The organism is Sphingomonas sp. IBVSS2 (assembly GCF_002127225.1).
Lineage (GTDB): Bacteria > Pseudomonadota > Alphaproteobacteria > Sphingomonadales > Sphingomonadaceae > Sphingomonas.
In genome coordinates, this window is the sequence record NZ_NFUR01000005.1 from 44,277 (window position 1) to 69,900 (window position 25,624).

General features: G+C 68.6%; 26 protein-coding genes. 14 read left to right on the forward strand and 12 right to left on the reverse strand.

Going from position 1 to position 25,624, the window contains the following annotated elements; translation table 11 throughout:
• Window positions 1-2: 2 nt before the first annotated feature.
• Window positions 3-1,202 (reverse strand): toxic anion resistance protein, encoded by a 1,200-nt coding sequence (locus CAP40_RS15760; protein WP_086130511.1) that lies wholly within the window; start codon window positions 1,200-1,202, stop codon window positions 3-5.
• Window positions 1,203-1,306: 104 nt separating this feature from the next.
• The gene (locus CAP40_RS15765) at window positions 1,307-1,654 is read right to left on the reverse strand and encodes a hypothetical protein (RefSeq protein WP_144034393.1); all 348 of its coding nucleotides are present in this window, start codon (window positions 1,652-1,654) and stop codon (window positions 1,307-1,309) included.
• A gap of 140 nt (window positions 1,655-1,794) precedes the next feature.
• On the opposite strand from CAP40_RS15765, the gene CAP40_RS15770 reads away from it, so the two are divergent.
• A complete protein-coding gene (locus CAP40_RS15770; protein ID WP_086130513.1) occupies window positions 1,795-3,510 on the forward strand; it encodes a hypothetical protein in 1,716 nt (571 codons plus the stop codon).
• A 13-nt stretch (window positions 3,511-3,523) separates the two neighbouring features.
• Here CAP40_RS15770 and CAP40_RS15775 read toward each other — a convergent pair whose 3' ends face one another.
• On the reverse strand, window positions 3,524-3,910 hold the full coding sequence (locus CAP40_RS15775; protein WP_218822164.1) for a VOC family protein: 387 nt from the start codon (window positions 3,908-3,910) through the stop codon (window positions 3,524-3,526).
• Window positions 3,911-3,990: 80 nt separating this feature from the next.
• Here CAP40_RS15775 and CAP40_RS15780 point away from each other — a divergent pair, with 80 nt between their 5' ends.
• Window positions 3,991-4,764: a helix-turn-helix transcriptional regulator gene (locus CAP40_RS15780; protein ID WP_086130515.1), complete on the forward strand. Its 774-nt coding sequence runs from the start codon at window positions 3,991-3,993 to the stop codon at window positions 4,762-4,764.
• Here CAP40_RS15780 and CAP40_RS15785 read toward each other — a convergent pair.
• Window positions 4,739-5,314, reverse strand: coding sequence for an NADPH-dependent FMN reductase (locus CAP40_RS15785; protein WP_086130516.1), 576 nt, complete (start codon window positions 5,312-5,314; stop codon window positions 4,739-4,741). The two genes, CAP40_RS15780 and CAP40_RS15785, sit on opposite strands and share 26 nt — an antisense overlap.
• Window positions 5,315-5,562: 248 nt before the next feature.
• On the opposite strand from CAP40_RS15785, the gene typA reads away from it, so the two are divergent.
• From typA to CAP40_RS15810, 5 genes are all read left to right on the forward strand, one after another.
• Window positions 5,563-7,401 carry a translational GTPase TypA gene (typA, locus tag CAP40_RS15790; RefSeq protein WP_086130517.1) on the forward strand — a complete coding sequence of 613 codons (1,839 nt, stop codon included), beginning with the start codon at window positions 5,563-5,565 and terminating at the stop codon, window positions 7,399-7,401.
• 67 nt (window positions 7,402-7,468) lie between these two features.
• Window positions 7,469-8,029, forward strand: coding sequence for a hypothetical protein (locus tag CAP40_RS15795; RefSeq protein ID WP_144034394.1), 561 nt, complete (start codon window positions 7,469-7,471; stop codon window positions 8,027-8,029).
• Window positions 8,026-8,598 carry a hypothetical protein gene (locus CAP40_RS15800; RefSeq protein WP_086130519.1) on the forward strand — a complete coding sequence of 191 codons (573 nt, stop codon included), beginning with the start codon at window positions 8,026-8,028 and terminating at the stop codon, window positions 8,596-8,598. The genes CAP40_RS15795 and CAP40_RS15800 overlap by 4 nt, the downstream gene beginning before the upstream one ends.
• An 81-nt stretch (window positions 8,599-8,679) precedes the next feature.
• A complete protein-coding gene (locus CAP40_RS15805) occupies window positions 8,680-9,525 on the forward strand; it encodes a rhamnogalacturonan acetylesterase (RefSeq protein WP_256924268.1) in 846 nt (281 codons plus the stop codon).
• A gap of 110 nt (window positions 9,526-9,635) precedes the next feature.
• Window positions 9,636-10,592 (forward strand): hypothetical protein, encoded by a 957-nt coding sequence (locus CAP40_RS15810; protein WP_256924270.1) that lies wholly within the window; start codon window positions 9,636-9,638, stop codon window positions 10,590-10,592.
• Window positions 10,593-10,900: 308 nt separating this feature from the next.
• On the opposite strand, the gene CAP40_RS15815 is transcribed toward CAP40_RS15810, so the two are convergent.
• From CAP40_RS15815 to acs, 4 genes are all read right to left on the reverse strand, one after another.
• Window positions 10,901-11,572 carry a spermidine synthase gene (locus tag CAP40_RS15815; RefSeq protein ID WP_086130521.1) on the reverse strand — a complete coding sequence of 224 codons (672 nt, stop codon included), beginning with the start codon at window positions 11,570-11,572 and terminating at the stop codon, window positions 10,901-10,903.
• A 139-nt stretch (window positions 11,573-11,711) separates the two neighbouring features.
• Complete coding sequence (locus CAP40_RS15820; protein WP_086130522.1) at window positions 11,712-13,742, reverse strand: M13 family metallopeptidase; 2,031 nt, start codon at window positions 13,740-13,742, stop codon at window positions 11,712-11,714.
• Between the two features lie 76 nt (window positions 13,743-13,818).
• On the reverse strand, window positions 13,819-14,331 hold the full coding sequence (locus tag CAP40_RS15825; RefSeq protein ID WP_086130523.1) for an O-acetyl-ADP-ribose deacetylase: 513 nt from the start codon (window positions 14,329-14,331) through the stop codon (window positions 13,819-13,821).
• The gene (acs, locus tag CAP40_RS15830; protein ID WP_086130524.1) at window positions 14,328-16,271 is read right to left on the reverse strand and encodes an acetate--CoA ligase; all 1,944 of its coding nucleotides are present in this window, start codon (window positions 16,269-16,271) and stop codon (window positions 14,328-14,330) included. The genes CAP40_RS15825 and acs overlap by 4 nt, the downstream gene beginning before the upstream one ends.
• A gap of 157 nt (window positions 16,272-16,428) precedes the next feature.
• On the opposite strand from acs, the gene CAP40_RS15835 reads away from it, so the two are divergent.
• The 4 genes from CAP40_RS15835 to CAP40_RS15850 are packed head-to-tail and all read left to right on the forward strand — an operon-like array spanning window position 16,429 to window position 21,241.
• Complete coding sequence (locus CAP40_RS15835) at window positions 16,429-17,904, forward strand: efflux transporter outer membrane subunit (protein ID WP_086130525.1); 1,476 nt, start codon at window positions 16,429-16,431, stop codon at window positions 17,902-17,904.
• A complete protein-coding gene (locus CAP40_RS15840) occupies window positions 17,894-19,321 on the forward strand; it encodes an efflux RND transporter periplasmic adaptor subunit (RefSeq protein WP_086130526.1) in 1,428 nt (475 codons plus the stop codon). The genes CAP40_RS15835 and CAP40_RS15840 overlap by 11 nt, the downstream gene beginning before the upstream one ends.
• Entirely contained in the window at window positions 19,308-20,033 is a 726-nt protein-coding gene (locus CAP40_RS15845) for an ABC transporter ATP-binding protein (protein WP_086130791.1), read from the forward strand. Before CAP40_RS15840 ends, CAP40_RS15845 begins: the two co-directional genes overlap by 14 nt.
• Window positions 20,033-21,241 (forward strand): ABC transporter permease, encoded by a 1,209-nt coding sequence (locus CAP40_RS15850; protein WP_086130527.1) that lies wholly within the window; start codon window positions 20,033-20,035, stop codon window positions 21,239-21,241. The genes CAP40_RS15845 and CAP40_RS15850 overlap by 1 nt, the downstream gene beginning before the upstream one ends.
• Here the strand turns inward: CAP40_RS15850 and CAP40_RS15855 are convergent.
• Window positions 21,210-21,857, reverse strand: a complete 648-nt coding sequence (locus CAP40_RS15855) for an NTP transferase domain-containing protein (RefSeq protein WP_086130528.1) — start codon at window positions 21,855-21,857, stop codon at window positions 21,210-21,212. The genes CAP40_RS15850 and CAP40_RS15855 overlap by 32 nt on opposite strands.
• Window positions 21,844-22,755: an XdhC family protein gene (locus CAP40_RS15860; protein ID WP_086130529.1), complete on the reverse strand. Its 912-nt coding sequence runs from the start codon at window positions 22,753-22,755 to the stop codon at window positions 21,844-21,846. Before CAP40_RS15860 ends, CAP40_RS15855 begins: the two co-directional genes overlap by 14 nt.
• A 93-nt stretch (window positions 22,756-22,848) precedes the next feature.
• Between CAP40_RS15860 and CAP40_RS15865 the strand changes: the two genes are divergently transcribed.
• Both CAP40_RS15865 and CAP40_RS15870 read left to right on the forward strand, forming a co-directional pair.
• Complete coding sequence (locus CAP40_RS15865) at window positions 22,849-23,895, forward strand: glycerophosphodiester phosphodiesterase (protein ID WP_256924318.1); 1,047 nt, start codon at window positions 22,849-22,851, stop codon at window positions 23,893-23,895.
• Window positions 23,896-23,903: 8 nt separating this feature from the next.
• Entirely contained in the window at window positions 23,904-24,200 is a 297-nt protein-coding gene (locus CAP40_RS15870) for a hypothetical protein (protein WP_086130530.1), read from the forward strand.
• Here the strand turns inward: CAP40_RS15870 and CAP40_RS15875 are convergent.
• Both CAP40_RS15875 and CAP40_RS15880 read right to left on the reverse strand, forming a co-directional pair.
• The gene (locus tag CAP40_RS15875; protein WP_086130531.1) at window positions 24,191-24,511 is read right to left on the reverse strand and encodes an antibiotic biosynthesis monooxygenase; all 321 of its coding nucleotides are present in this window, start codon (window positions 24,509-24,511) and stop codon (window positions 24,191-24,193) included. The two genes, CAP40_RS15870 and CAP40_RS15875, sit on opposite strands and share 10 nt — an antisense overlap.
• Complete coding sequence (locus CAP40_RS15880; RefSeq protein WP_086130532.1) at window positions 24,508-24,837, reverse strand: NIPSNAP family protein; 330 nt, start codon at window positions 24,835-24,837, stop codon at window positions 24,508-24,510. The genes CAP40_RS15875 and CAP40_RS15880 overlap by 4 nt, the downstream gene beginning before the upstream one ends.
• Window positions 24,838-24,934: 97 nt before the next feature.
• On the opposite strand from CAP40_RS15880, the gene CAP40_RS15885 reads away from it, so the two are divergent.
• Entirely contained in the window at window positions 24,935-25,612 is a 678-nt protein-coding gene (locus CAP40_RS15885) for a helix-turn-helix transcriptional regulator (RefSeq protein ID WP_086130533.1), read from the forward strand.
• Window positions 25,613-25,624 lie beyond the last annotated feature (12 nt).

A 25,624-nucleotide genomic window follows, 5' to 3' on the forward strand; every position in this document is an offset into this window, starting at 1 on the left:
GCCTACATCGCCTCCAGCTTGAACGTCTCCGCCCCGCCCGAAACCTGATTCTGCGCCGCCCCCTCGGCCCGCGCGATATAGCCCTTGGACTTCTCGACTTCGTTCGACAGCGTGTTGACCGTGGTCTTCATGCTGTCGAGCGCCTTGAGCTTGAAGGTGTCGATCGCGTCCATCGTGTCATAGATGTTCTGGAACGCGCGCTGCAGCGTCTCGACCGGGATCGTCGAGTTCGCCGCCTGCTCGTGGATCGCGGCCGACTGGCTCTTGAGCAGCGCGCCGGTCGAATCGATCAGCCCCGCGGTGGTGCTGTTCAGCGCAGTGATCTGGTCGAGCACCAGCTTCTGGTTGGTCAGCGCCTGCGCCACGGTGACGGCGGTGCGCAGCGCCGAGACGGTGGTGGTCGAGGCGCGGTCGACGCCCTTCACCAGCTCGACATTGTTCTTCTTGACCAGATCGAGCGCCAGATAGCCCTGCACCGTCACCGCCATCTGGGTGAGCAGGTCCTGAGTGCGCTGGCGGACATAGAAGAGCGCGGTCTCGCGCAGTGCCTTGGCCTTGGCGGGATCGGTGTGGTCCAGCTCGTTGGCCTTGTCCTCGATCTTCGCGTCCATCGCCTTGGAGAGATAGATCATCTGCTCCAGCCGCCCCATCGCGGCCCACAAGTTGGTCCGCTCGGTATCGATCGCGGCATTGTCCATCAGCAGCTCGTCCTTGCCGTTGGACAGGCTCTTGAGGATGCCGTTGATGTGAGTCTGCGACGATTGGTACTTCCGGAAATATTGCTGCATCCCGCCGCCGAACAGCTTCGACAGGAAGCCCTGGCTCCCGCCGATCAGCTTGCCGTTCTGGCTGGGGTCGAGCTCCTCGACCTTCTTGCGCAGCGCGAGCAGGTCGGCACCGACGCCGTCATTGCCCATCGCCTTGACCGGGCGATCGAGGAAGCGGTTGGACTGGCCCGCCGCGTCGCGGATCTCCTTCTGCCCCATCGCCGCGATCGCGTCGACGCGCTTGCCGAACTCGGGCGAGTTGACGTCCTGCGCGACGAGATCGTCGATGAAGCTGTCGACCCGCGCTTCCAGCTCGGTCTTCTTGCCGTCGTCCACCGGCACCAGCCCCGCCGCCTTCTCGGGCGCGACGGCCTTTACCGGCTCGGGCGGGGTGAGCACCAGATCCTGTTCGGCCACCGCAGTCTCGCTCGCCATTCCCACGTCTCCAAACTGTCCGGCCCCAGCATAGGATCATCCGGACGGCAAACCAACTGTGTGATTTATGTAATACACCCGGGCGCCCGCGCCAAGGGCCCGGCTCAGCGGCTTTCGCTCTTCACCAGGCTCGAGCGATAGATCTGCTCGCCATTGCGCAGCACGGTGAGCTGGCAGCCATTTTGCGGCTCGCTCTCGCCCGCGCAGAAGCGCGCGCCCTCGGCCGCGCCGCTGGCGGCCGTGGCGGTCGCGCCCTTGGCGGCGGAGAGGCGCACCGGTTCGCCCGATCCGGCCACCAGCACATGACAGGTGCCGCTGCTCGAATCGCGGCAGTTGAGCAGCAGCTTGCCGGTGGCGAAATCGGCATCGAGCACCAGGCTGATATTGCGCTTCTCGGTCTTGCCCGAACAGCCCGCGAGCAGCACCAGCGCCAGCAGCACACCCTTGTTCATCGCGATCTCCTTCGCTGCCAGCATAGCGCGGTTTCGCGCCCGAAATAGCCGGTACGACGATCGCCGGGCGGCATATCGTTCATCCGCCGGTCAGCCTTTGCGGCGATACATCTGGGCTGGGCACGGAAAAGGGGATCTTCATGCACCATTGGTTGCGCATCGCGGCACTGCCCGTCCTGCTCGCGTTCGGCGCGGCGTCGGCGGCACCGGCGCCCGCGATATCCTATGAACTCGCGCCGGTGATGCAGGGCGATGCGATCGCCGCGCTCGAAGTGACGATCCGGCTGCGCGCCGACAAGTCGGGCATCACGACGCTCGACTGGGCCGATGGCTGGGCCGGCGAGGACAAGCTCGGCCAATGGGCGCGCGACATCCGCGTCGAGGGCGGCAGGTCCGCCACCCCGGCGCCGCATGGCGGGCGCATCGTCCGCTCCGCCCCCGGCGCGGCGCTGGTCATGCGCTATCGGATCGTCTCGGCCTATGACGCGGATCCCAGCGTGGCGAACAGCGAGCAGGCTCGCCCGGTCGTGCGCCCCGGCTGGTTCTATTCGGTGGGCGAGATCCTCTATGCCCGCCCCGTCGGCCGCGACGATGCGCCCGCCCGTTTCGCCTGGAAGGGGCCGGCCGGCATCGGCTTCGCCTCGGATACCGAGCATTTGACCGGCCTTGGCGGCCATCGCCGCACCGTGGGCGACATCCTGGAGAGCATCGCGATCGGCGGGCGCGATCTCTCCGTCACCACCATCCTGGTGAAGGGCGCCCCCGTCCGCGTCGCGCATGTCGGTCGCTTCGGCTTCGACGTCCAGGCGTTCGACCGGCTGGCCGGCGAAGTGGTGGCGATGGAGCGCGACTTCTGGCGCGAGACCGGTGCCGGCCCCTTCCTGATCACCGCGATCCCGCTGGCGTCGATGCCCGGGCGGCTAAGCTATGGCGGCACCGGCCGCAGCGACGCCTTCGCCACCTGGATCGACCGCGACGCGCCGCTCTCCGGCCTGGGCTGGCTGCTCGCGCACGAATATTTCCACAGCTGGAATGCGCGCCAGCTCGGCCGCTTCCCCGAAACGGCCGAAGCCGAGGCCTATTGGCTGAGCGAGGGGTTCACGGATTTCTACGCGCGCCGGCTGATGCTGCGCGCGGGCCTGTGGACGCCGGAGAAGTTCGCGGCCGACTGGAACGAGATGCTGCGCGCCTATGCCGCCTCGTCCTTCCGGGCCACCGGCAATGCCGAGGCCGCCGCCAAGTTCTGGACCGGTGGCCAGGATGCGGAGAAGATCCCCTATCAGCGCGGATCGATGCTCGCCGCGCTGTGGGACCGGCAGCTCCAGGCAAAGGGGCTGGGCGACCTCGACACCGTGCTGCGCGCCCAGCGCGACCGGTTGCGCGGCGCCAAGGCACTGCCCCTGCTGACCGACGCGTTCGCCGCCGAGATGGACCGTGCGGGGCTCGACATCCGCCCCGACGTCGATCGCTATCTGGCGCGCGGTGAGCCGCTGTTCCTGCCCGAGGACGCCTTCGGCGCCTGTGCCCGGCTGGTCACCGCCGATGTGCCGGTGTTCGACCGTGGCTGGGACAATGCCGCCACGCAAAAGGCCGGCAATGTCCTTACCGGCGTCGATCCCGCTTCCAATGCCTATGCCGCCGGGCTGCGCGACGGGATGAAGATCCTGCGGCGCACCGCCGGCGAGCCGGGCAATTCGGCGGTGGATTTCGTGGTGGACGTGCAGGACGGCGCGACGAAGCGCAGCGTCACCTTTCGCCCCGCCGGCAGGAAGACGCTGCGCACCCAGCAGATCGTCCTCGATTCCGCGCGCTTCGCGGCCGAGCCGGAGAGGTGCAAGGCGGCGCTGGCCGGATAGGGCGGCCCCGCGCCTATCCGCGCAGCCGCGCCTCGTAACGCATCGCGCCGATGTCATTGCCCTCGGTGTCGAGGAAGCGGATCAGCGTGCCGACCGTGGGAATCACCGCGCGCGGCAGGGTGATCGTGCCGCCCTGCGCGACGACGCGCTCGGCCACTGCATCGACATCGTCGACCGCGAAGGTCGGCTCGATCCCGTTCAGTCCCGCGCCGCTGCGCGGGACTTGCCGCCTGTGCATCAGCCCCTGCACGCCCGGCGCATCCGCGTCGCCGGTATGGATCAGGTAGAAGCCCGGCGGCCCCCAGGGCTCGAACTCCCAGCCGAACACCGCTTCGTAGAAGCTGCGGGCGCGATCGACATCGTCGACATGGAGGGCGAAGGAAGCAAGGTTGGCGGGCATCGGCATCGCTCCGTATCGGGGAGGGCATGACGGGACTGTGTCGCGCTCGCGCCTTTGCCGCAATCCCGCTATGACGGCGCATGATGTCGCGAATCCGGCGCAGCGTGGCCGACGAGCCCTTTCTGCTGGTCCGCACGGCGGCGAGCGACCACCATGCGGGCGAGGCGATCGCGCCGCATGCGCATGACTGGCACCAGCTGGTCCATGCCTCTGCCGGGATGATGGAGATCTGGACCGAGCGGGGCTCGTGGATCGCGCCGAGCGGCCGGGCGGTGTGGGTGCCGGCGGGCGTGCGGCATGGCATCCGCTTTGCCGCGGCGAGCACGCTCCGCACCCTCTATCTCCAGCCGGAATGGGCGCAGGGACTGCCGCGCGATTGCGTGGCCGTCACGGTGTCGCCGCTGCTGCGCGAGCTGGTGCTGCGAGCCGTGGCCTGGGGGATGCTGGATGCGCGCCGCCCCGCCGAAGCGGCGGTGGCGCTGCTGGTGCGCGAGGAATTCCAGCGCTCCGACACGCCGCCCTTCGATCTGCCCGAGCCGCCTAGCCAGGCGATGCGGCGCGCCGCCGATCTGGCCCGGGCGGGCAGGCGCGGGCCGGAGATCGCGACGGCGACCGGCATGAGCCTGCGCGCGCTCGAGCGCCGCTTCCGATCGGAAACCGGCCTGAGCCTGGGCCGCTGGCGCCGCCATGCGCTGCTGCTGGCCGCGATGGAGCGGCTTGGCGCGGGCGAGCCGGTCAAGTCGGTCGCCGTCCATGCCGGTTTCGCCACGCCCAGCGCCTTCGTCGCCGCGTTCCGCGCCGCATTCGGCGAGACGCCGGGATGCTATTTCAGCCTGCCGCCCGCGCGTTCCTGAGTGCGTTGCCCCACCAGGCCAGCTCGTCGAACAGATGGTTCAGCCGTGCGCCCTCGCGCGTGTCCGCGGCGAAGCGGCCGCCCTCGCGGCGGTTCCACACGCCCTGCAGATGGAGTGCCCCTTCCAGCGGCGCCATCTGCAGCTCGCGCGAGACCATGGTGAGCTGCTCCACCGAGCGCGCGCCACCCATGCCGCCATAGGCGACAAAGGCCACCGGCTTGCGGTTCCATTCGGCATAGACGGTGTCGAGCGCGTTCTTGAGCACCGCGGGGATGCCGTGATTATATTCCGGCGCGATCAGGATGAAGCCGTCCGCGCTCGCCACCTTCTCGCCCCAGGCGATCTGCTTGGCGTCGGCATAGTCGCCCGCCGCGGGCGGCTTGGGATGATGATAGAAGGGCAGGTCCCATTGCTTCAGGTCGATCAGCTCGCAGTCGAGATCGTCGCGATCCGCATCCGCCGCGCCCATCACCCAATTACCGATCGGCTCCGCCATCCGCCCCTCGCGGACGGACCCGAGGATGACGAGGATCTTCAGCTTTTGCGTCATTGTCTTCCCTTCGTGCATGCCGCGCTGTCCTACGCGGTGCCTTTGTGGTTCAGGATGGCCGATGCGCGCGCTTGCTCCAACCGCCCATTTGGCCGCTCCCTCCGGCGATCGCCGCCCGGCGCTCCCGCCCAGGCACGGGGAGAGTCAACGGAGTCGATGTTTTCGTCCGGCGGGCTCCCGAATCACCGGGCTTCCCGCAACGCACAAATTGCTGTACGGGCCCGCCAACTTCTTTCCAGGAAAGCACCATGAACCTCCGCAACGTGGCGATCATCGCCCACGTCGACCACGGCAAGACCACGCTCGTCGACCAGCTCTTCCGCCAGTCCGGCACCTTCCGCGACAACCAGCGCGTCGAAGAGCGCGCGATGGATTCGAACGACCTCGAAAAGGAACGCGGCATCACCATCCTGGCGAAGCCGACCTCGGTCGAGTGGGCGCCCCCGGGGGGCGGCGACCCCGTCCGCATCAACATCGTCGATACGCCGGGCCACGCCGATTTCGGCGGCGAAGTGGAGCGCATCCTCTCGATGGTCGACGGCGTGATCCTGCTCGTCGACTCGTCGGAAGGCGCGATGCCGCAGACCAAGTTCGTCACCGGCAAGGCGCTCAAGCTCGGCCTGCGCCCGATCGTGGTCGTCAACAAGATCGACCGTTCGGACGCGCGCGTGCAGGAAGTGCTCGACGAAGTGTTCGACCTGTTCGTCACGCTCGAGGCCAATGACGAGCAGCTCGATTTCCCGGTGCTCTACGCCTCGGGCCGCAACGGCTATGCCTCGGACGATGCCGATGCCCGCGAAGGCACGCTGCAGCCGCTGTTCGAGAAGATCGTCGAGCATGTGCCGCCGCCCGCGCTCGACCAGGACGCGCCGTTCAGCTTCCTCGTGACGCTGCTCGACCGCGACAATTTCCTCGGCCGCATCCTCACCGGCCGCGTCCAGTCGGGCACGGTCAAGCTCAACCAGCCGATCCATGCGCTCGATGCCGAGGGCAAGGTGATCGAGACCGGCCGCGCCTCGAAGATCATGACCTTCCAGGGCCTGGAGCGCGTGCCGACCGACGAAGCGCGCGCGGGCGACATCATCTCGCTGGCCGGCCTGACGGTCGCCACCGTGTCGAACACCATCGCCGACACCTCGGTCAGCACGCCGATCCAGGCGCAGCCGATCGATCCGCCGACGCTGTCGATGCGCTTCGCCGTCAACGATTCGCCGATGGCGGGCCGTGAGGGTTCGAAGGTCACCAGCCGCATGATCCGCGACCGCCTCGAGCGCGAAGCCGAATCGAACGTCGCGATCAAGGTCACCGAGAGCGAGGACAAGGACTCGTTCGAAGTCGCCGGCCGCGGCGAGCTCCAGCTCGGCGTGCTGATCGAGACGATGCGCCGCGAGGGCTTCGAGCTCGGCATCAGCCGTCCGCGCGTGCTGTTCGGCGAAGAGGACGGCAAGAAGACCGAGCCGTACGAAACCGTCGTGATCGACGTGGACGACGAATTCTCGGGCACGGTCGTCGACAAGATGAACCAGCGCAAGGCCGAGATGACCGACATGCGCCCCTCGGGCGGCGGCAAGACCCGCATCACCTTCAGCGCCCCTAGCCGGGGTCTCATCGGCTATCATGGCGAGTTCCTGTCGGACACGCGCGGCACCGGCATCATGAACCGGCTGTTCGAGAAGTACGGCCCCCACAAGGGCAATATCGAAGGCCGCAAGAACGGCGTGCTGATCTCGAACGGCAATGGCGAAGCGCAGAGCTATGCCCTGGGCCCGCTCGAGGAGCGCGGCATCCTGTTCGTCGGGCACGGCGAGGCGCTGTACGAGGGCATGATCGTCGGCGAGAACGCCAAGACGGAAGACCTCGAGGTCAATCCGATGAAGGCGAAGCAGCTCACCAACTTCCGCGCCTCGGGCGGCAAGGACGACGCCGTCCGCCTGACGCCGCCGAAGAAGATGACGCTGGAGCAGGCGATCGCGTACATCGACGATGACGAGATGGTCGAAGTGACGCCCACCAAGATCCGCCTGCGCAAGCGCCACCTCGATCCGCACGAGCGCAAGCGCGCCAGCCGGGCGAAGCACGCCGCTTAAGGCCTTTCCTACTCGTAGCGAACTGTGTTTAGCTCCGCCCGGTCCTGGTGATCGGGCGGAGTTTTTCATGGCGGCCTTGCTGGCTTTCCTTGCATTGTCGGCGCCACTGCAGATGGGCTGCACGCTGGCGCAGCCGGCGATGTGCGTCAGCACCAACAGCCTGTTCGCGACGCCGGCCTTCGAAGCGGCTGTCCGGCGATTCGCCGGCAAGGGCCGATCGGACTGGCTCGATCACGGTAACCGCGCCTCGCAGCTGGCCGAGATGATCGGCGGCCCACCCGAGCCCCCGGTTCTGCTGGCGAACGGCATATATCGCCTCGCCGCCTGTCGCCCGCACAGCTGCCGGGAGAAAGGCGCGCTGTTCGTCTCGGAGGGCGTGATCCGCGCCGCTGCGGTGCTCCACTTCGCCTGTGGCCGGGGCAAGACCTGTGCGGATGATTACACGCTTTCAATCGTGATACATGGCAGCGATACGGCGCTCGTCGCCGAGGCGCGGCGCTGGGCCGCCGGCGCGATCGCCGCCGAGAACACGTATCCCGGCCAATCCCTCCGGTTGGGCGGCGTCGAGATGGTGGATCCCGGCGCGCCCGCCCCGATGGCAGCGCCAAGGCTTCGGGGAAAAAGATGATGCTCGCCGCAACGCTGCTGCTCCTGTCGCCCGTGCCGCAGGATCCGCCCGGCACCGTCAACCAGCCGAAACAGGCCGCGGACGGCAAGCAGAGCTGGTCGATCCTCAACGATCCCTGCGCCAGCGGCCCGCCGCGCAAGGCGGACGAGATCGTGGTCTGCGGCCAGGGCGCCGACTCGGTTCCCCGCCTGCCGCTGCCCGGTGAGCGCGGACCGCCCGACCGGCCGATGCCGAGCAACCCGGACGTCACCGGCATCGGCGCGCTCAATGCCTCGATCGCTCCCTGCGCCACGCGGTCCGAGGGCTGCACGACCGGCATCAACCTCTTCGGCATGGGCACTGCCCTGATCCGCGGCGTGGGCAAGCTGGTCGACCCGAACAGCTGCTGCGAGGAGCCGGGCGAGGCGACCAACCCGATCAAGCTGGTCGGCGATGCCGTCGGCGCCGTGGGGCGCAGCTTCAAGAAGAAGCCCGACAAGGCCGGCCGCGTCGCCATCCCGCTCGACGACCTGCCGCCGCCCGAACCGCGCCGGCTGCGCGATCTGGAGGTTCGCCTGCCGCTGCCTTGACCGCTGTCACCGGTGTCATCTAGCATCTGCTCCAAAGCGACATCAGGGGAGGATTGGATGCGAGGGGCTATGTCCGCCGGTTTGGCTCTGGCTCTGGCTCTGACGCTGTCGGCCGGCGCGGCACAGGCGCAGACCGCCCTGCAGGACCGCCCGCCGGTGGTGCCGATCAAGGCGTCGAAGATCATCCTGGTCGGCGATTCGACCACCCAGGTACTTTCGGGCTGGGGCGGCAGCTTCTGCGCCTATCACGTCACATCCTTTGCGGCATGCGTGAACCTGGCCCGGGGCGGGCGCAGCACCTATAGCTACCGGGCGGAGGGAAGCTGGGGCCTGGCGCTGGCCGAGATGAAGACGCCGGGCTTCGCGAAGACCTGGGTGCTCATCCAGTTCGGCCATAACGACCAGCCGGGCAAGCCGGGCCGCTCGACCGATCTCGCCACCGAATTCCCCGCCAATCTCCGGCGCTATGTGCAGGACGCGCGTGCCGCCGGCGCGGAGCCGATCCTTCTCACGCCGCTGACCCGCCGCCAGTTCAGGCAGGGCAGGCTCGATCGCGATCTCGATCCCTGGGCCGAATCGATCCGCAGGGTGGCGGCCGAACTGCAGGTGCCGCTGGTCGACCTCAACAAGCGCAGCGCCGATGCGGTGGAGGCGCTGGGGCCGTCCCTGGCCAATCGCTTTGCCCAGGTGCCGCCGGCCCGCGAAGTCGCCGCCGCGGCGCTTGCCGGCACCACCATCGCCAATCCGGTTGCCGTGGCGGCCCCGGCCGCGGCGCAGGACAATGCCGCCGTCGAGCCGCTCGGCGATGCGAAGCTCGCCTTCGACTATACCCATCTCGGCCCGGCAGGCGCCGATTTCTTCTCGAAGATGGTGGCGGACGAACTCGCGGTCGCGGTGCCGAGGATGCGCCCGTTGCTGGTGCCCTGAGCTGGGCGCCGCAACGCATCCGATATGGAACAAATATAGAACAGAAAGGCTGTCCTACACGATTTCGCTTCCGGTACATGCTTGCCGGTTGGCGATTCGAGGAGGAGGACATGCAGAACCGCACGCCGGTGCCGCGCGAGACGCGGCCGCCCTTGCCCGAGTTCACGCCCGTTCCGCGCAAGTTCCGGCACGATGGCTGGACTCCGGAGCGGCAACGGGCATTCATCGAGGCGCTGGCCGATACCGGATCGGTGACGCGCGCCGCCGGCATGGTGAACATGGCCCAGGCCAATTGCTACGCACTGCGGCGGGCGCCCGGCGCGGAGAGCTTTCGCCGCGCCTGGGAGGCGGCGCTCGATTTCGGGGTGCAGCGTCTGAAGGACATCGCCTTCGAGCGGGCGATCGAAGGCGAGCTGATCCCGCTGTTCGCCGGCGGCAAGCTGATGGGATACCGGCGCAAGCGCAACGACGCACTGCTGATGTTCTGCCTGCGCCATTATGGCCAGGATGCGGAGGGCCGTCGCACCGTGATCAACCATTTCAGCGCGCGTGCGGCCGCGGGAACGGCGGCGCATGGCGATGGCGCCGGCGCCGAATCATCGGCGACGACGATCCGCACGGTGATCCGTGGCGGTGATACGGGCGACCGGGGCGGACGCGACGATATGCTCGCCGATGTGCTGGGCGGATTTGCCGGCGTGACGCTCGACGGCGAGGCCCATGCCGCGATCGCGGCGGCGCTGGAGGCATGCGCCACCCGGCGACGGGCCGACGACGCGGCGATCGAACAGGGCGGCAAAGCGGAAGCCGATGCGCTTGGGGATGATCCGAGCGTCGATTTCGTGCCATTGCCCAGGGGCGGATCCGTCCATCGCGGCGCGCTGGTTTCGGGCGCCGAGCTGGAAGAGGAAGAGCCATTGTTCCCGGACGAGGCGCATTGGAGCCGTGCCGGGATGGAAATGCCGGAGGAATGGGCGCGGCTCGCCGACAGGGGCGCGGAACCGCCGGTCGCGGAGGTCAAGCGGGCGAAGCGCAAGCCCGGGTGGAAGGGGGAGGACAAGGGCTAGGCAGGATCGACATTGCGCTCCTTCTCTTCCCTTCCCGGTGGCGAGAGAAGGAATCGAGTGTCGAAGCCTCTCCTCCGTCATGCTGAAGCAAGCTGGCAACCATCCCCTGGGGCAAACGGCGCCAGGCATCCTGCCGGCTTGGCCAGGATGGTGGGAGGAACAAGGGGCGGGGCCGGACATTCTGTCCGCTCCCCGGCGAAGGGAATTCGCCGAGCCTCGACCCATCTCGAGAACGGGCTCCTTGTCCAAGGGGATAGGCTGCCAAGCAAGTCCTGGGTGACGGGGACCAGAGATCCTGTCTGGATTCGTTACCGCTTCCGCCCGAACCAGATCACGTGCCGCGGGCCCTTGCCGTTGCTGCGCGCGCGCACCGCGACTTCCTCCACCTGGAAGCCGGTATCCTTCAGCCGCCGGGCAAAGGCGTTGTCGGGCGCGGCGGACCAGACGGCGAGCACGCCGCCGGGCTTGAGCGCCTCCCACTGCTTCTGCAGCCCGCGCGGCGAATAGAGCCGGTCGTTGGCGTCGCGGGTCAGCCCGTCGGGGCCGTTGTCGACATCGAGCAGGATCGCGTCATAGGTCGCGCGCGCCCGGCCGATCACCGCGGCGACATCGTCGAGCACCACGTCGACGCGCGGATCGTCGAGGCAGCCAGCGGCCAGCTCGGCCATCGGCCCCTTCGCCCATGCGATGATCTCCGGCACCAGCTCGGCGACGGTCAGCCTGGCATCGGCGCCCAGCACCGCCTGCGCCGCGCGCAAGGTGAAGCCCATGCCATAGCCGCCGATCAACAGATGGGGTGCCGGATTGTCGAGCCGCTCGCAGCTCATCACCGCCAGCGCTTCCTCCGAACCGCTCATCCGGCTCGACATCAGCTCGTTGCGATCGAGCACGATCATGAAGTCGCGCCCGCGGCGGAACAGCCGCAGCGCCTCGCCCCCGCCGGGGACGATCGCGGTATCGATGAGTTCGCGTGGAGTCATGTGCCCCTTTGCCGCGCTCGGCCATGCGGTTGCAATGCAGGATTTGGGCTGATCGCCGCCGAGAGCGGGAAGGTGCGCGCGGGAACGAAAACGGCCCGGCATCGCTGCCGGGCCGCTGCATTGGGTGAAGCCTTGGGGCTTACCAGATGTGCACGCGCTGCTCGGGCGCGAGGTAGAGCTTGTCGCCCGGCTGGATGTTGAACGCCTTGTACCAGGCATCGACGTTGCGGACGATGCCGTTGACGCGGAACACGGCCGGCGAATGCGGATCGGTCAGCGCCAGCTGGCGGGCGGTGTCCTCGCGCAGCTTGGTCTGCCAGGCCTGGGCATAGGCCAGGAAGAAGCGCTGGTCGCCGGTCAGCCCGCCGATCACCGGCGCCTTGCCATGCTCGGCCTGGTATTTCTGGAAGGCGCCATATGCCGCCTCGACGCCGCCCAGGTCGCCGATATTCTCGCCGAGCGTCAGCTTGCCCTGCACCTTGGTGCCCGGAACGGCTTCATAGCCGTCATACTGGGCCACCAGTGCCGTGGTACGCTCGCCGAACGCCTTCTTGGCGCCGTCGGTCCACCAGTTCTCGAACTTGCCGGTCGGGCCGAACTGGCTGCCCTGGTCGTCGAAGCCATGGCCCATCTCATGGCCGATGATCGCGCCGATGGCGCCATAGTTCACCGCCGGATCGGCATTGGGATCGAAGAAGGGCGGCTGCAGGATCGCGGCCGGGAAAGTGATCTGGTTCGACAGCGGATTATAATAGGCGTTCACCGTCTGCGGGGTCATGCCCCACAGCGTGCGGTCGACCGGCTTGGGGAAGCGCGACAGTTCGAGCTGGTGCTCGAACTCGCCCGAGCGCATCGCATTGCCGAGCAGGTCGCCGCGGACGACCTTGAACGACGAATAGTCGATATATTTGTCGGGATGGCCGATGCGCGGTTCGAAGGCGGCGAGCTTGGCGAGCGCCTTCTGCTTGGTCGCCTCGTCCATCCAGGTCGAGGCGGTGATGCGCTCCTTGTAGGAGCCGCGCAGATTCTCGATCAGCTCGGCCATCTGCTTCTCGGCCGCGGGCGGATAATATTTCGAGACGTAGATCGCGCCGACCGCCTCGCCGAGCGCGCCGTTGACCAGCTGCACGCCGCGCTTCCAGCGCTCGCGCTGCACCTTCACGCCCGACAGCGTCTGCGAATAAAAGGCGAAGCGGGCGTCGTCGAAGGCCTTGGGCAGGAACTGCGCGTGGTCGCTGACGAAGCGATAGGCGACATAGTCCTTCCAGGCCTGGAGCGGGGTGGCGACCATCAGCTTGCCGAGCGCGGTGACGGCGGTGTTCTGCGTCATCAGCACCTTGGGCGAGTTCTCGAGACCGGCGGTCTTGAGCATCAGCGCCCAGTTGACGTCGGGCGCCTTGGCCTTCAGGCCGGCCAGCGTCTGCGGGTCGTTGAGCTTGGCGATGTCGCGGCTTTCGGCCGGCGACCATTGCACCTTGGCCATCGCGGTCTCGAGCGCGACGATCGCATCGGCCTTGGCGGCGGCATCGGGGATGCCCGCCAGCTCCTGGATCTTCTGCACATAGGCGCGATAGGCCGTGCGGAACGCGTCGTACTTGGCGCCTTCGAGCAGGTAATAGTCGCGCGGCATGCCCAGGCCGCCCTGGCCGGTCACCGCGGTATAATGGGTCGGATCGGCGAGATCGGGGATGATCCCCAGCTCGATCGGCGTGGCATAGCCGGCGGTGGCGAACAGCACCTGCAGCGCGTCGAGGTTGTTCACGCCGTTGATCTTGGCGAGATAGGGCTTGAGCGGCGCGGTGCCGAGCTTCTCGATGCCCGCCTCGTCCATCCAGCTGGCATAGAAGTCGCCGACCTGCTTGCCCGAGACACCATAGGCCGTGGGGTTCTTCGCCATGTCGTCGAGGATCGCGCGGACGTTCGCCTCGGCCTCGATCGAGAGGAGCGTGCCGAAGCCGGCCGAGGCGCGGTCGGCGGCGATCTCGACCCGGTCGTTCCAGCCGCCGTTCGCGAAGGCCCAGAAATCGTCGCCCGGCTTCACGCCCGGCTTCTGCGCCGAGAGGTCGACGCCGAAGCTGCCATATTTCGGCTTGGCCGTCTGCGCCATTGCCGGCGAGACGGCGAGCAGTGCCACGCCGGCGGCGAGACGCACCATGTTGCTGATCTTCATGTTGAGGATTCCCCCGAAAGACTGTGTTAGCCGGATGTAACGCCGGGTAGTTACACTCGCAACGGGTTTCGGCAGGCTATAATTCGCGGCCATAGGCGGCAGTGATCTCGGCCCCGAAGGTGGCGAAGGTCAGCTGGAGCTCGGGATCCTCGGCCAGCGCCCTGCGCGCTTCGGCCACGGCGATCCTTGTCGCCGCCGCGATCGGATAGCCATAGACGCCGCAGCTGATCGCCGGGAAGGCGAGCGTGCGGAAGCCATGGGCGCGGGCGATCTCGAAGCAGCGGCGATAGCAGCTGGCGAGCAGTTCGGGCTCGCCCTTGTCGCCGCCTTGCCAGACCGGGCCGACGGTGTGGATGATGTGCCGGGCGGGGAGGCGGTAGCCCTTGGTGAGCTTGGCATCGCCGGTCTTGCAGCCGCCGAGCGACCGCAGCTTGCGGCACGCGTCGAGCAGTTCGGGCCCGGCCGCACGGTGGATCGCGCCGTCCACGCCCCCGCCGCCGAGCAGCGACGTGTTGGCGGCGTTGACGATCGCATCCACGTCGAGGCGCGTGATGTCCCCCTCGACGATCCGGATGCGATCCCCGTTCATCCCACCCGATTCTTCACCAGGTCGTCGACCACCGACGGATCGGCGAGCGTCGAGGTGTCACCCAGCGACGAGACGTCGCCCTCGGCGATCTTGCGCAGGATGCGGCGCATGATCTTGCCGGAGCGCGTCTTGGGCAGGCCGGGGGCGAACTGGAGCGCGTCGGGCGTGGCGATCGGGCCGATCTCGGTGCGCACCCACTTGGTCAGCTCGGCGCGCAGCGCCTCGTCGGCGGTGCAGTTCGCGTTGAGCGTGACATAGGCATAGATGCCCTGGCCCTTGATGTCGTGCGGCATGCCGACCACCGCGGCCTCCGCCACCTTGGGGTGGAGCACCAGCGCGCTCTCCACCTCGGCGGTGCCCATGCGGTGGCCCGAGACGTTGATCACGTCGTCGACCCGGCCGGTGATCCAGTAATAGCCGTCCGCGTCGCGCCGGCAGCCGTCGCCGGTGAAATATTTGCCGCGATAGGTGGTGAAATAGGTCTGGAAGAAGCGCGCATGATCGCCCCAGACGGTGCGCATCTGCCCCGGCCAGCTGCGCGCGATGACGAGGTTCCCCTCGGTCGCGCCGTGGAGGACATTGCCCTCGCCGTCGACGATCTGCGGGTCTACGCCGGGGAAGGGCCGGGTGGCCGAACCGGGCTTGAGCGGAGTCGCGCCGGGCAGCGGGGTGATCATGTGGCCGCCGGTCTCGGTCTGCCACCAGGTGTCGACGATCGGGCAGCGGCCCTCGCCGACCACGTCGTAATACCAGCGCCATGCCTCGGGATTGATCGGCTCGCCCACCGTGCCCAGCAGCTTGAGCGACTGGCGCGAGGTGCTGGCGACATATTGGTCGCCCTCGCGCATCAGCGCGCGCAAGGCGGTAGGGGCGGTGTAGAGGATCTCGACCTTGTGGCGGTCGACCACCTGCCAGATGCGGCTGGCATCGGGCCAGTTGGGCACGCCTTCGAACATCAGCGTGGTGCCGCCGTTCGCCAGCGGGCCATAGACGATATAGCTGTGCCCGGTGACCCAGCCGATGTCCGCCGCGCACCAATAGACCTGGCCGGGGCGATAGTCGAAGACCAGTTCGTGGGTCAGGCTGGCCCAGAGCAGATAGCCGCCCGAGGAATGGAGCACGCCCTTGGGCTTGCCGGTCGAGCCCGAGGTGTAGAGGATGAACAGCGGGTCCTCGGCGCCCATCGGCTCGGCCGGGCAGTCGGCGGGAACGTCCGCGGCGGCCATGTGATACCAGATGTCGCGGCCTTCCTGCATCGGCACGTCGCCGCCGGTGGCCTGCACCACGATCACCTTTTCGAGGCAGCGGACGTGCTGGGCGGCCGCGTCGACATTGGTCTTGAGCGGCACCTTCTTGCCGCCGCGCCGGCCCTCGTCGGCGGTGATCACCACCGCCGAATCGCAATCGGTGATGCGGCCCGCCAGCGCTTCCGGCGAAAAGCCGCCGAACACCACCGAATGGATCGCGCCGATCCGCGCGCAGGCCAGCAGCGCGAACGCCGCCTCGGGGATCATCGGCATGTAGATGGTGACGCGGTCCCCCTTGCGGACGCCCTGGGCCTTCAGCACGTTGGCGAAGCGGCAGACTTCGGCATGGAGCTGGCGATAGGTGTAGCGCCGCGGCGCTTCCTCCGGCGCGTCCGGCTCCCACAGGATCGCGATCGCGTCGCCCCGCTTGGCGAGATGCCGGTCCACGCAGTTGGTCGATACGTTCAGCTTGCCGTCCGCGAACCAGTTGATCCGGAAGTCCGCCTCCTCGAACGACCAGTCCCCCGCGATTTCCGGGCGCTTCACCCAATCCAGCCGGCGCGATTGCTCGAGCCAGAAGCTGCCCGGATCGGCAAGGCTCATGCCGTAGAGCTTCTCATAGCCTTCAGCATCCACCCGGGCGCTGCGCGCCCAGCTTTCCGGTACGGGGTGGACGCTGATGGTATCGCTCATCGCTACGGGCTCCTCGCTTTATTGGGGCCTCTCTGCCCAAGCCCGCGCGCCACGCCAAGCGCAGAATATGTTTCCGCGCATGATCCGGCATGGTTGGCGACAGACTGCGACAATATTCTTCTGGAACCGAAACGGCTTTGGAAACATCTAGAGTGCCATGGCCAATCGTCCGCTGACCCCGAGCATCCTGCTCGCCCTGTCGCTGTCCGCCTGCGCGGTGGGCCCGGACTATCATCCGCGCGCCGCATCCGAGCTGGGCGTGCCGGATGGCTGGTCCGTTTCCACCGAAGAGAAGGCGCGGGAAGACCTGAGCCAATGGTGGACCCGGTTCGACGATCCGATGCTGGCCAGCCTGGTGCAGCGTGCCCAGGCGGCGAATCTCGACGTGGCCCAGGCCGTGACCCGGCTCCGCCAGGCGCGGGAGTCGCTGGTCCAGCAGCGCGCGAACCTGGTTCCGAGCCTCAGCGTCTCCGGCGGCGTGTCGCGCAGCGAGCCGCTGCGCGGCGGCTCCAGCACCACGACGCTGCCCGACGGCACGGTGACGAGCTTCTCCCAGGGCGGTGCGACCAGCTTCTCGCTCGGCGCCGATGCGAACTATCAGGTCGACCTGTTCGGCGGGGTGCGCCGCGGCGTCGAGGGCGCGCGGGCGTCCTATGCGGCGAGCGGCTATGACCTCGCGACCGTGCTGATCTCCGCGGAGGCCGAGACGGCGCGCAACTATGTCCTGGCGCGGGTGGCCCAGGCGCAGATCGCCAATGCGCGCGACAGCCTGGGGATCGCGGACGACAATCTCCAGATCGCCGGCTGGCGCCTGCAGGCGGGCCTGGTCTCCTCGCTCGACCAGGAACAGGCGCGGGCGAGCCGGGCGCAGCTTGCCGCGTCGATCCCGACGCTCGAGGCGAGCTATAACGGCTATGTCTCGCGCCTGGGCGTGCTGACGGGCCAGGCGCCGGGCGCGCTCAAGGCCGAGATGGAGGCGGTGAAGCCGATCCCCACCGGCCCCGCGAGCGTCGCCGCCGGCATTCCCGCCGACACGCTGCGCCAGCGGCCGGACGTGCGGGCCGCCGAGCGCAACCTCGCCGCCGCCACCGCGAACATCGGCGTCGCCGCCGCGCAACTCTATCCCCAGCTGTCGATCGGCGGCAGCATCGATGCGGGCAGCACCGCGCTCTCCTCGATCTTCGACGTGATCACCGGCCGCCTCTTCGCCAACATCGCCCAGACGCTCTTCGACGGTGGCCGCCGCGCCAGCCAGGTCCGTTCGTCCGAAGCGGCCGCGGACGGCGCGTTCCTCGCCTATAAATCGACCGTGCTGACCAGTCTCGAGGATGTCGAGAATGCGATCGTCGCGCTGCAGACGGCGCAGCGCCGCCGGCAGGAATTCGCGATCGCGCTGGAAGCGTCGAGCAACCAGGCGCTGCTGGCGCGCATGCAATATCGTTCGGGCCTCACCGATTTCACGACGCTCAACCAGGCCGAGTCCGCGCTGATCTCCGCGCGCAACGGCGTCGTCTCGGCGCGCTCGGACGCGGCGACGGCGCTGATCCAGCTCTACCAGGCGCTGGGCGGCGGCTGGGATCCGAGCGTCACCCCCACCGTTCCCACCACAGGCGGCACCGCGAATGGCAACTGATCCCAACCAGAATCTCGACGCCTTTCTGGGCACGCCCCCGCGTCCCTGGTGGCGGCGCTGGCTCAAATGGGGCCTGATCGGCATCGGCGTCCTGCTGGCGGCGCTGCTGCTCTGGCACTTCTTCGGCGGCAGCAACGAAGTCAAATACGCCACCGACGATGTCGCGCGCGGCAACCTGACCGTCACCGTCTCCGCCACCGGCAAGCTGGCGCCGACCAACCAGGTGACCGTGGGCTCGCAGCTGTCGGGGCAGGTCGTGAAGGTGCTGGCCGACGTCAACGACAGGGTGACGGCCGGCCAGCCGCTGGCGCTGATCGATCCGTCGCAGATCGACGATCAGGTGAAGCAGGCCGCAGCGACGCTCGCGGCGAACATCGCGGCCGTGGGCCAGGCGCGGGCGACGCTGGAGCAGAGCAACGCCACGCTGGCGCGCTTCCAGGAAGTCAGCCGGCTCTCGGGCGGCAAGGTGCCCGCGAAGACGGAGATGGACGGCGCCGTCGGCGACCGCAATCGCGCGCTGGCCAATCTGAACGCGGCCAATGCCAATGTGACTTCGGCCCGCGCCCAGCTGTCCTCGGCTCAGATCCAGCGCACGCGGGCGATCATCCGCTCGCCCGTGACCGGCGTGATCCTGGCGCGCCAGATCGATCCCGGCCAGACGGTCGCCGCCTCGTTCAACACGCCGACGCTGTTCGTGATCGCGCAGGACCTGTCGCAGATGAAGCTGGAAGTGGCGATCGACGAGGCCGATGTGGGCCAGGTGCGCGAGGGGCAGGACGCGACCTTCACCGTCGACGCCTTCCCGGGCAAGACCTTCCCGGCGAAGATCACCCGCGTCGAGGTGGGCTCCAACCTGTCGGTGCAGGATGCCAGTTCCTCGTCCTCGTCCTCGACTTCGAGCACCACCGCGAACCAGGTGGTTTCCTATGCCGCCGATCTGTCGGTCTCCAATGCGAACCAGCAGCTGCGCCCCGGCATGACCGCGACTGCCGACATCGTGACGATGTCGCGCCAGAACGTGCTGCTCGTGCCCAATGCGGCGCTGCGCTTCACGCCGGCCGCCGCTGCCCAGGGCGCGAGCGGCGGCAGCGCGAAGGGCGGCATCGCCGGCGCGCTGGTCCCCAGCCGCCCGCGGCGCGGCGGCGGCGGTGGCGGTGGGCAGCAGAAGACGGCGACCGGCGACCGTGCCGGCGAGCGGAGCGTCTATATCCTCGGCGCCGACGGCAAGCCGCAGGAGGTGCCGGTCACGACGGGCAGCACCGACGGCACCGTGACCGAGATCACCGGCGGCAATCTGAAACCGGGCGACAAGGTCATCACCGGCCAGCTCGCCGACGGCAGCTCGGGACAGCGCCGCTCCGGCGGGCAGCGGCGCCAGGGCGGCGGCGGTGCCGGAGGCCAGCGTGGCGGACAGTGAGGCACCGCTGATCCGCCTGCGCGGCGTCACCAAGAGCTATGGCGAAGGGGCGACGCAGTTCCAGGCGCTGAAGGGCATCGACCTCGACATCCAGGCCGGCGACTTCGTCGCGGTGATGGGGCCGTCGGGCTCGGGCAAGTCGACGACGATGAACATCCTGGGCTGCCTCGACGTGCCTTCCAGTGGCGAGTTCCGGTTCAAGGGCGTGCATGTCGAGAAGCTGGAGCGAGACCAGCGCGCGTTGCTGCGGCGCAAATATCTCGGCTTCGTCTTCCAGGGCTTCAACCTGCTCGCCCGCACCAGCGCGCTCGAGAATGTGGAGCTGCCGCTGCTCTATCGCGGCGACGCCAAGCAGCAGCGCCGCGAGACGGCGATGGCGGCGCTCGACAAGGTCGGGCTCAAGGAATGGTGGGATCATACCCCCGCCGAGCTCTCGGGCGGCCAGCAGCAGCGCGTCGCCATCGCCAGGGCGATCGTCACCAGCCCCGCCGTGCTGCTGGCCGACGAGCCCACCGGCAACCTCGATTCGGAGCGGTCGGTGGAGATCATGGAACTGCTCACCGATCTCAACAGGACGAGCGGCATCACCGTGCTGATGGTCACGCACGAGCCCGACATGGCGGCGTTCGCGCATACCATCGTCCATTTCAAGGACGGGCTGGTCGAGCGGATCGAGGACAAGCATCGCCAGGGCGAGGCGGTGGGGCACTGATGTTCGGCACCACCTTCATCCTCGCGATCCGGTCGATCCTGCGCCACAAGCTGCGCTCGTTCCTGACGACGCTCGGCATCATCATCGGCGTCGCCGCGGTCGTCACCATGGTGACGCTCGGCAAGGCGACCACGGCGGCGGTGCAGCAGCAGATCTCGGCGCTCGGCACCAACATCCTCCAGATCCGTCCGGGCCAGGGCTTCGGCCGCGGCGGCGGCGGCCCGCGCCCGCCCGATTTCAAGGCGGACGACGTCACCGCGATCCGCGACCAGGTCGCCGGCGTCACTGCGGTCGCGCCCCAGGCGCAGACCACCGCGACGGTGATCTACAACGGCGCCAACTGGTCGACGACGGTCAACGGCACCACCAACGCCTATTTCCAGGTCCAGCCCTGGCCGCTGATCGAGGGCCGCTACTGGACGCGACCGGAGGAGCAGGCGGGCAAGGCGGTGTGCATCATCGGCACCACGATCCGGACCAACCTGTTCCGCGGCGGCAGCGCCGTTGGCGACCGGATCCGGGTCAACGGCATCTCGTGCGACGTGATCGGCGTGCTCCAGACGCGCGGCCAGGCCGGGTTCGGCGGCGACCAGGACGATGTGGTCATCATGCCGATCAAGCAGGTGCAGCGCCGCTTCACCGGCAATCCCGACGTGCGGCTGATGCTGGTCGGCACCGATCCCGATTATGACAGCGCCCAGGTCCAGGCGTCGATCACCGACCTGCTGCGCGAGCGCCGCAACATCACCGGCGGCAAGGATGTCGACTTCAACATCTTCGACACCGCCCAGATCAGCCAGGCATTGACCGGCACCACCACGCTGCTCACCCAGATCGTCGCCGCGGTGGCGATGATCAGCCTCATCGTCGGCGGCATCGGCATCATGAACATCATGCTGGTGTCGGTGACCGAGCGGACGCGCGAGATCGGCATCCGCCTGGCCATCGGCGCGGTGGCGAGCGAAGTGCTGATGCAGTTCCTGGTCGAGGCGGTGGTGCTGTCGATGCTGGGCGGCGTCATCGGGCTGCTGATCGCGCAGTTCGCGGTGGCGCTGATGTCGTGGCTGGGCTCGCTGCCCTTTCTGTTCGACGTGCAGATCAACGTGATCGCCTTTGCGATCTCGGCGATCATCGGCGTGGTGTTCGGCTATTTCCCGGCACGCCGCGCGGCCAGCCTCAATCCGATCGACGCGCTTCGTCACGAGTGACGGGCGCGGGCGGCTGCCCGGGCAGGCCATCGGTACGCAGCCCGTAGCGCTCGCGCAGGGCGCGCAGGTCTTCCTGCGTGTCGATGTCGACCAGTTCGGCAGGCGGGGCGATGACGTGATGGCCGCGCCGGATCAGGTCGCGCGCACCGTGATCGCCCTCAAGCTGCATCAGCATGGGGAACATGTCCTTGCCGAACAGGGCCGGCGGCATGGGCTGCACGCCGTCCGAAGAGGCGACGATGGTCGCCGCGCCGTCGGCGGCGTCCATCAGCCGGTGGACATGCGCGGCGGTGACCCGCGGCATGTCGGCAAGCGCCACGAGCACCGCCTCGCAGCCCAGTTCCCGTGCCCGCGCCACGCCGAAGCCGAGCGAGCGCGCCTGGCCGAGCGCGGGATCGGGGTTCTCGACCACGTCATAGCCCAGGGCGGCGAAATCGAGCGTGGTGGCGGACACGACGGCGATCCGCGCCCGGAAGGGAATGCGCTCCAGCGCCGTCACCACATGATAGGCGAGCGGCTTGTCCAGGAATGTCTCGGCAAGCTTGTCGCCGTCGTTGAAGCGGCGCGAGCGGCCGGCGGCCAGCAGGATCAGGGCGGTCTGTTCAGGCGTGATCATGGAAGGTCTTCACCATGGCTGCGGCGATGGAAAGGGCGATCTCGGCGGGGCCGATCGCGCCGATGGCAAGGCCGGCCGGTCCCTGGATGCGATCGAGATCGGCCGGCGCGATCCCGGCGGCGGCCAGCCGTTCCCGGCGCGCTGCATGGCTCCGGCGCGAACCCAGCGCGGCGACATAGCCGGTCGGGAAACGCAGGGCCGCGACCAGCGCCGCGTCGTCGATCTTGGGATCGTGGCTGAGCGTCACCACCGCCGTCGCCGGATCGGGGCGCAGGGCTGTCACGGCTTCGTCTGGCCAGCGATCGTCGAGCATCACTCCGGGAAAACGCTCGGGCGTCAAAAATCTCCCGCGCGGATCGATGACATGGGCGCGGATGCCGATCGCGCGCGCCAGGCCGGCCAGCGACTGGGCGATCTGCACGGCTCCGACGATCAGCAGCCGGCGTGGCGGATCGTAGCGGTTGCGGAACCCGCCGGCGCCCTGCGCCGACCGGCCGGTGGCGAGGTCGGTGCCGATATCGAACGGCGCGCCTCGTGCCCGGGCCGCGTCGATCGCGTCGAACAGTTCCGGCGGGAAGCCCTGCGCCGAAACCGGCTGGACCAGCACCGAGATCTCGCCGCCACAGGGCAGGCCCACTTCCCACGCGGCCGGATCGGCAACGCCATAATGCTTCACCATCGCGGGCGCGCCGGCGATCACCTCGGCGGCGGTCTGGAGGATGTCGGCCTCCACGCAGCCGCCCGAGACCGAGCCTTCGAACCGGCCGTCCTGGTGGACCAGCATATGGCTCCCGGCCGGCCGGGGCGCCGATCCCCAGGTCGAGACGACCGTGGCGAGCGCCAGCCGCTCGCCCTTCCAGGCGCGGGCCGCCGCGAGCACGCTGTCGTTATCCGCCATATCGCCTCGCAACCGTCACATCCGCAGCCTAGGCCGATTTCGTAGCGAAGGGAGAGTTTCGTGACGAGATCGTTGATTGCGGCGCTGATGCTGATGGTGCCGGGCGCCGCGTTGGGGCAGGATCATGCGATGCATGGGAAAACCGACAAGGTCATCGTCATCGCGCATCGCGGCGCCTCGGGCGAGCGCCCCGAACACACGCTGCTTTCCTATCAGCGCGCGATCGAGCAGGGGGCCGATTTCATCGAGCCCGATCTGGTGCCGACCAAGGACGGCGTGCTCGTCGCCCGGCACGAGAACAACATCGCCGACACGACCGACGTGGCGGACCATCCCGAGTTCGCCGCGCGCAGGACGACCAAGACGATCGACGGCGAGAAGCTCACCGGCTGGTTCACCGAGGATTTCACGCTCGCCGAGCTGAAGACGCTGCGCGCCAAGGAGCGGCTGCCCAAGCTTCGCCCGGGCAACACCAAATATGACGGCCAGGCCGGGATTCCGACGCTCGACGACGTGATCGCCCTGGCGAAGCGCGCGTCGAAGGAGACGGGGCGGACGATCGGCATCTATCCCGAGACGAAGCACCCGACCTATTTCGCCTCGATCGGCCTGCCGCTCGAGCAGCGGCTGGTCGACAAGCTGAAGGCGGCGGGCTGGGATCGTGCCGACGCGCCGGTCTTCATCCAGTCGTTCGAAGTCGACAATCTCAAGAAGCTCAAGACGATGACGCGGGTACGGCTGATCCAGCTGATGGCGGGGAGCGGCGGCCCGGCGGACGGCGCGCAGCCCAGCTACAAGGCGATGGCCACGCCGGACGGGCTGAAGGCGGTGGCCGCCTATGCCTATGGCATCGGCCCGGAGCTGACGATGATCCAGCCCGCCTCCGGCCCGGCCACCACGCTGGTCGCCGATGCGCATGCGGCGGGGCTCAGGCTCCATCCCTGGACGTTCCGGGCGGAGAACTTCTTCCTCCTGCCGGACTACCGTTCCGGCGCAAATCCGGTCGACCATGGTCGACTGAAGGACGAGATCCTGTACTTCATCGGGCTGGGCGTGGACGGTTTCTTCACCGATTTCCCGCATGTCGGTGTCGAGGCGCGGGATGCGGCGGCGGGGTCGCACGCGCGGACGGGGGGATGAGGATTTCTATGCGCAAGCTTCTGGTTCCGATCTGCGCGATGCTGCCGCTGTTCAGCGGCGGCTGCATCGCCAAGACCGTGGTCGATGTGGCCACCTTGCCGGTGAAGGCGGGCGCGAAGGCGGCCGACTGGGCGACCACCAGCCAGGACGAGGCCGATCGCAACTATGGCCGCAAGATGCGCGAGCAGGAAGCGCGCGAGGGCAAGGAACTGCGCAAGCTCTGCAAGAAGCATCCCGAGGACGCGCGGTGCGCGGGCGGCGACAACGGCTTCCGTGCCGATCCGGGCGGCAGCCGCTACAACTGACCGGCGCGGTCGTGCATGCCATAGCCGCGCACGACCGTCGCGACTCTGATCCGATAGTCGCGGAAGATCGCCGCACGCCCTTCGGCCTGCGCCGCGCGATGCGGGCCGAAGCCGCGCCAGGCGGCGATCGCGGCTTCGTCGCGCCACCAGGAAAGCGACAGCAGCTTGCCCGGTTCGGCAAGGCTCTCGAACCGCTCGATCCCCAGAAAGCCGTCGATCGCCGCCAGCTCCGAACCGAGCGCGGCGGCGAGGGCGAGATAGCGATCGCCCTGGCCTTCCGCCGGCCAGGCTTCGAACAGCACGGCGATCACGGCCGCACCAGCGGCGCGTGCGGCGCGGATACGCGGCGGAGGAAGATCCTGTCCTCGCGCCGGATGAACCGTTCGCGCGCGGCGAAATCATAATTGGCGCGGCCGGCCGGATCGTCGCGCAGGCGTGCGCGATAGGCCTCGTAGGCGGCCAGCGAATCGATGTCATAGACGCCGTACGCCGTCGTCGCGGAGCCTTCGGCGGGACCGAAATAGCCGATCAGGTCGGCGCCGCAACGCGGGATCGCCTGGCCCCAGGCGCGGGCATATTCGGCAAAGGCTTCCGCCCCGAAGGGCTCGATCTCGTAGCGGATGAAGCAGGTCAGCATCGGGTTTCTCCTCCGCCGTTCCTCTGCCGTCCGGCGCGCGCACGATGCTTCGGCCGGCGCCGTAGCATTGCCCGGCCCGCACGGGCATGATGCGCGCATGCAGCGCATTTCCGCCTTTGCCGAGACCGCGGCGCTGATGGGCGATCCCGCGCGCGCCAACATGCTGTTCGCGCTGATGGATGGTCGCGCGCTCACCGCGGGCGAGCTGGCGCGCTTCGCCGGCGTGACTCCGCAGACCGCGAGCGGGCATCTCGCCCGGCTTGCCGAGGCGGGAATGATCGCGCCTGCCGCGCAGGGCCGCCATCGCTATTTCCGTCTCGCCTCGTCCGGAGTCGCGCAGATGGTCGAGAGCGTGATGAGCGTCGCCGAGGAACTGTCGCGCCGCCCGCTCCCCGTCACCGGGCCGCGCGACGCGGGCCTTCGCCGCGCGCGCACCTGCTACGACCATCTCGCCGGCGAACTCGCCGTCGCGATCGCCGGGCGCATGGCGGAGCGCGGGCAGCTGGTGCTCGGCCACGACGGTGCGGCGCTCACCGGCGCCGGCGTGGCGCTGCTGGGTGAGCTCGGCGTCGCGGAGGCGGCACTCGATGCGCCGTGCCGCGCCTGCCTCGACTGGAGCGAGCGCCGCCCGCATCTCGCCGGCGCGCCTGCCACCGCGCTCTACCGCCATTTCGTCGCGCGCAGCTGGGTGCGGCCCCGCCAGGGCACGCGCGCGCTCGAAGTCACGCGCGCCGGCGAGGCGGCATTGGCGCGCTGGTTCGGGATCGCATTGTAAATCCAGCCAATT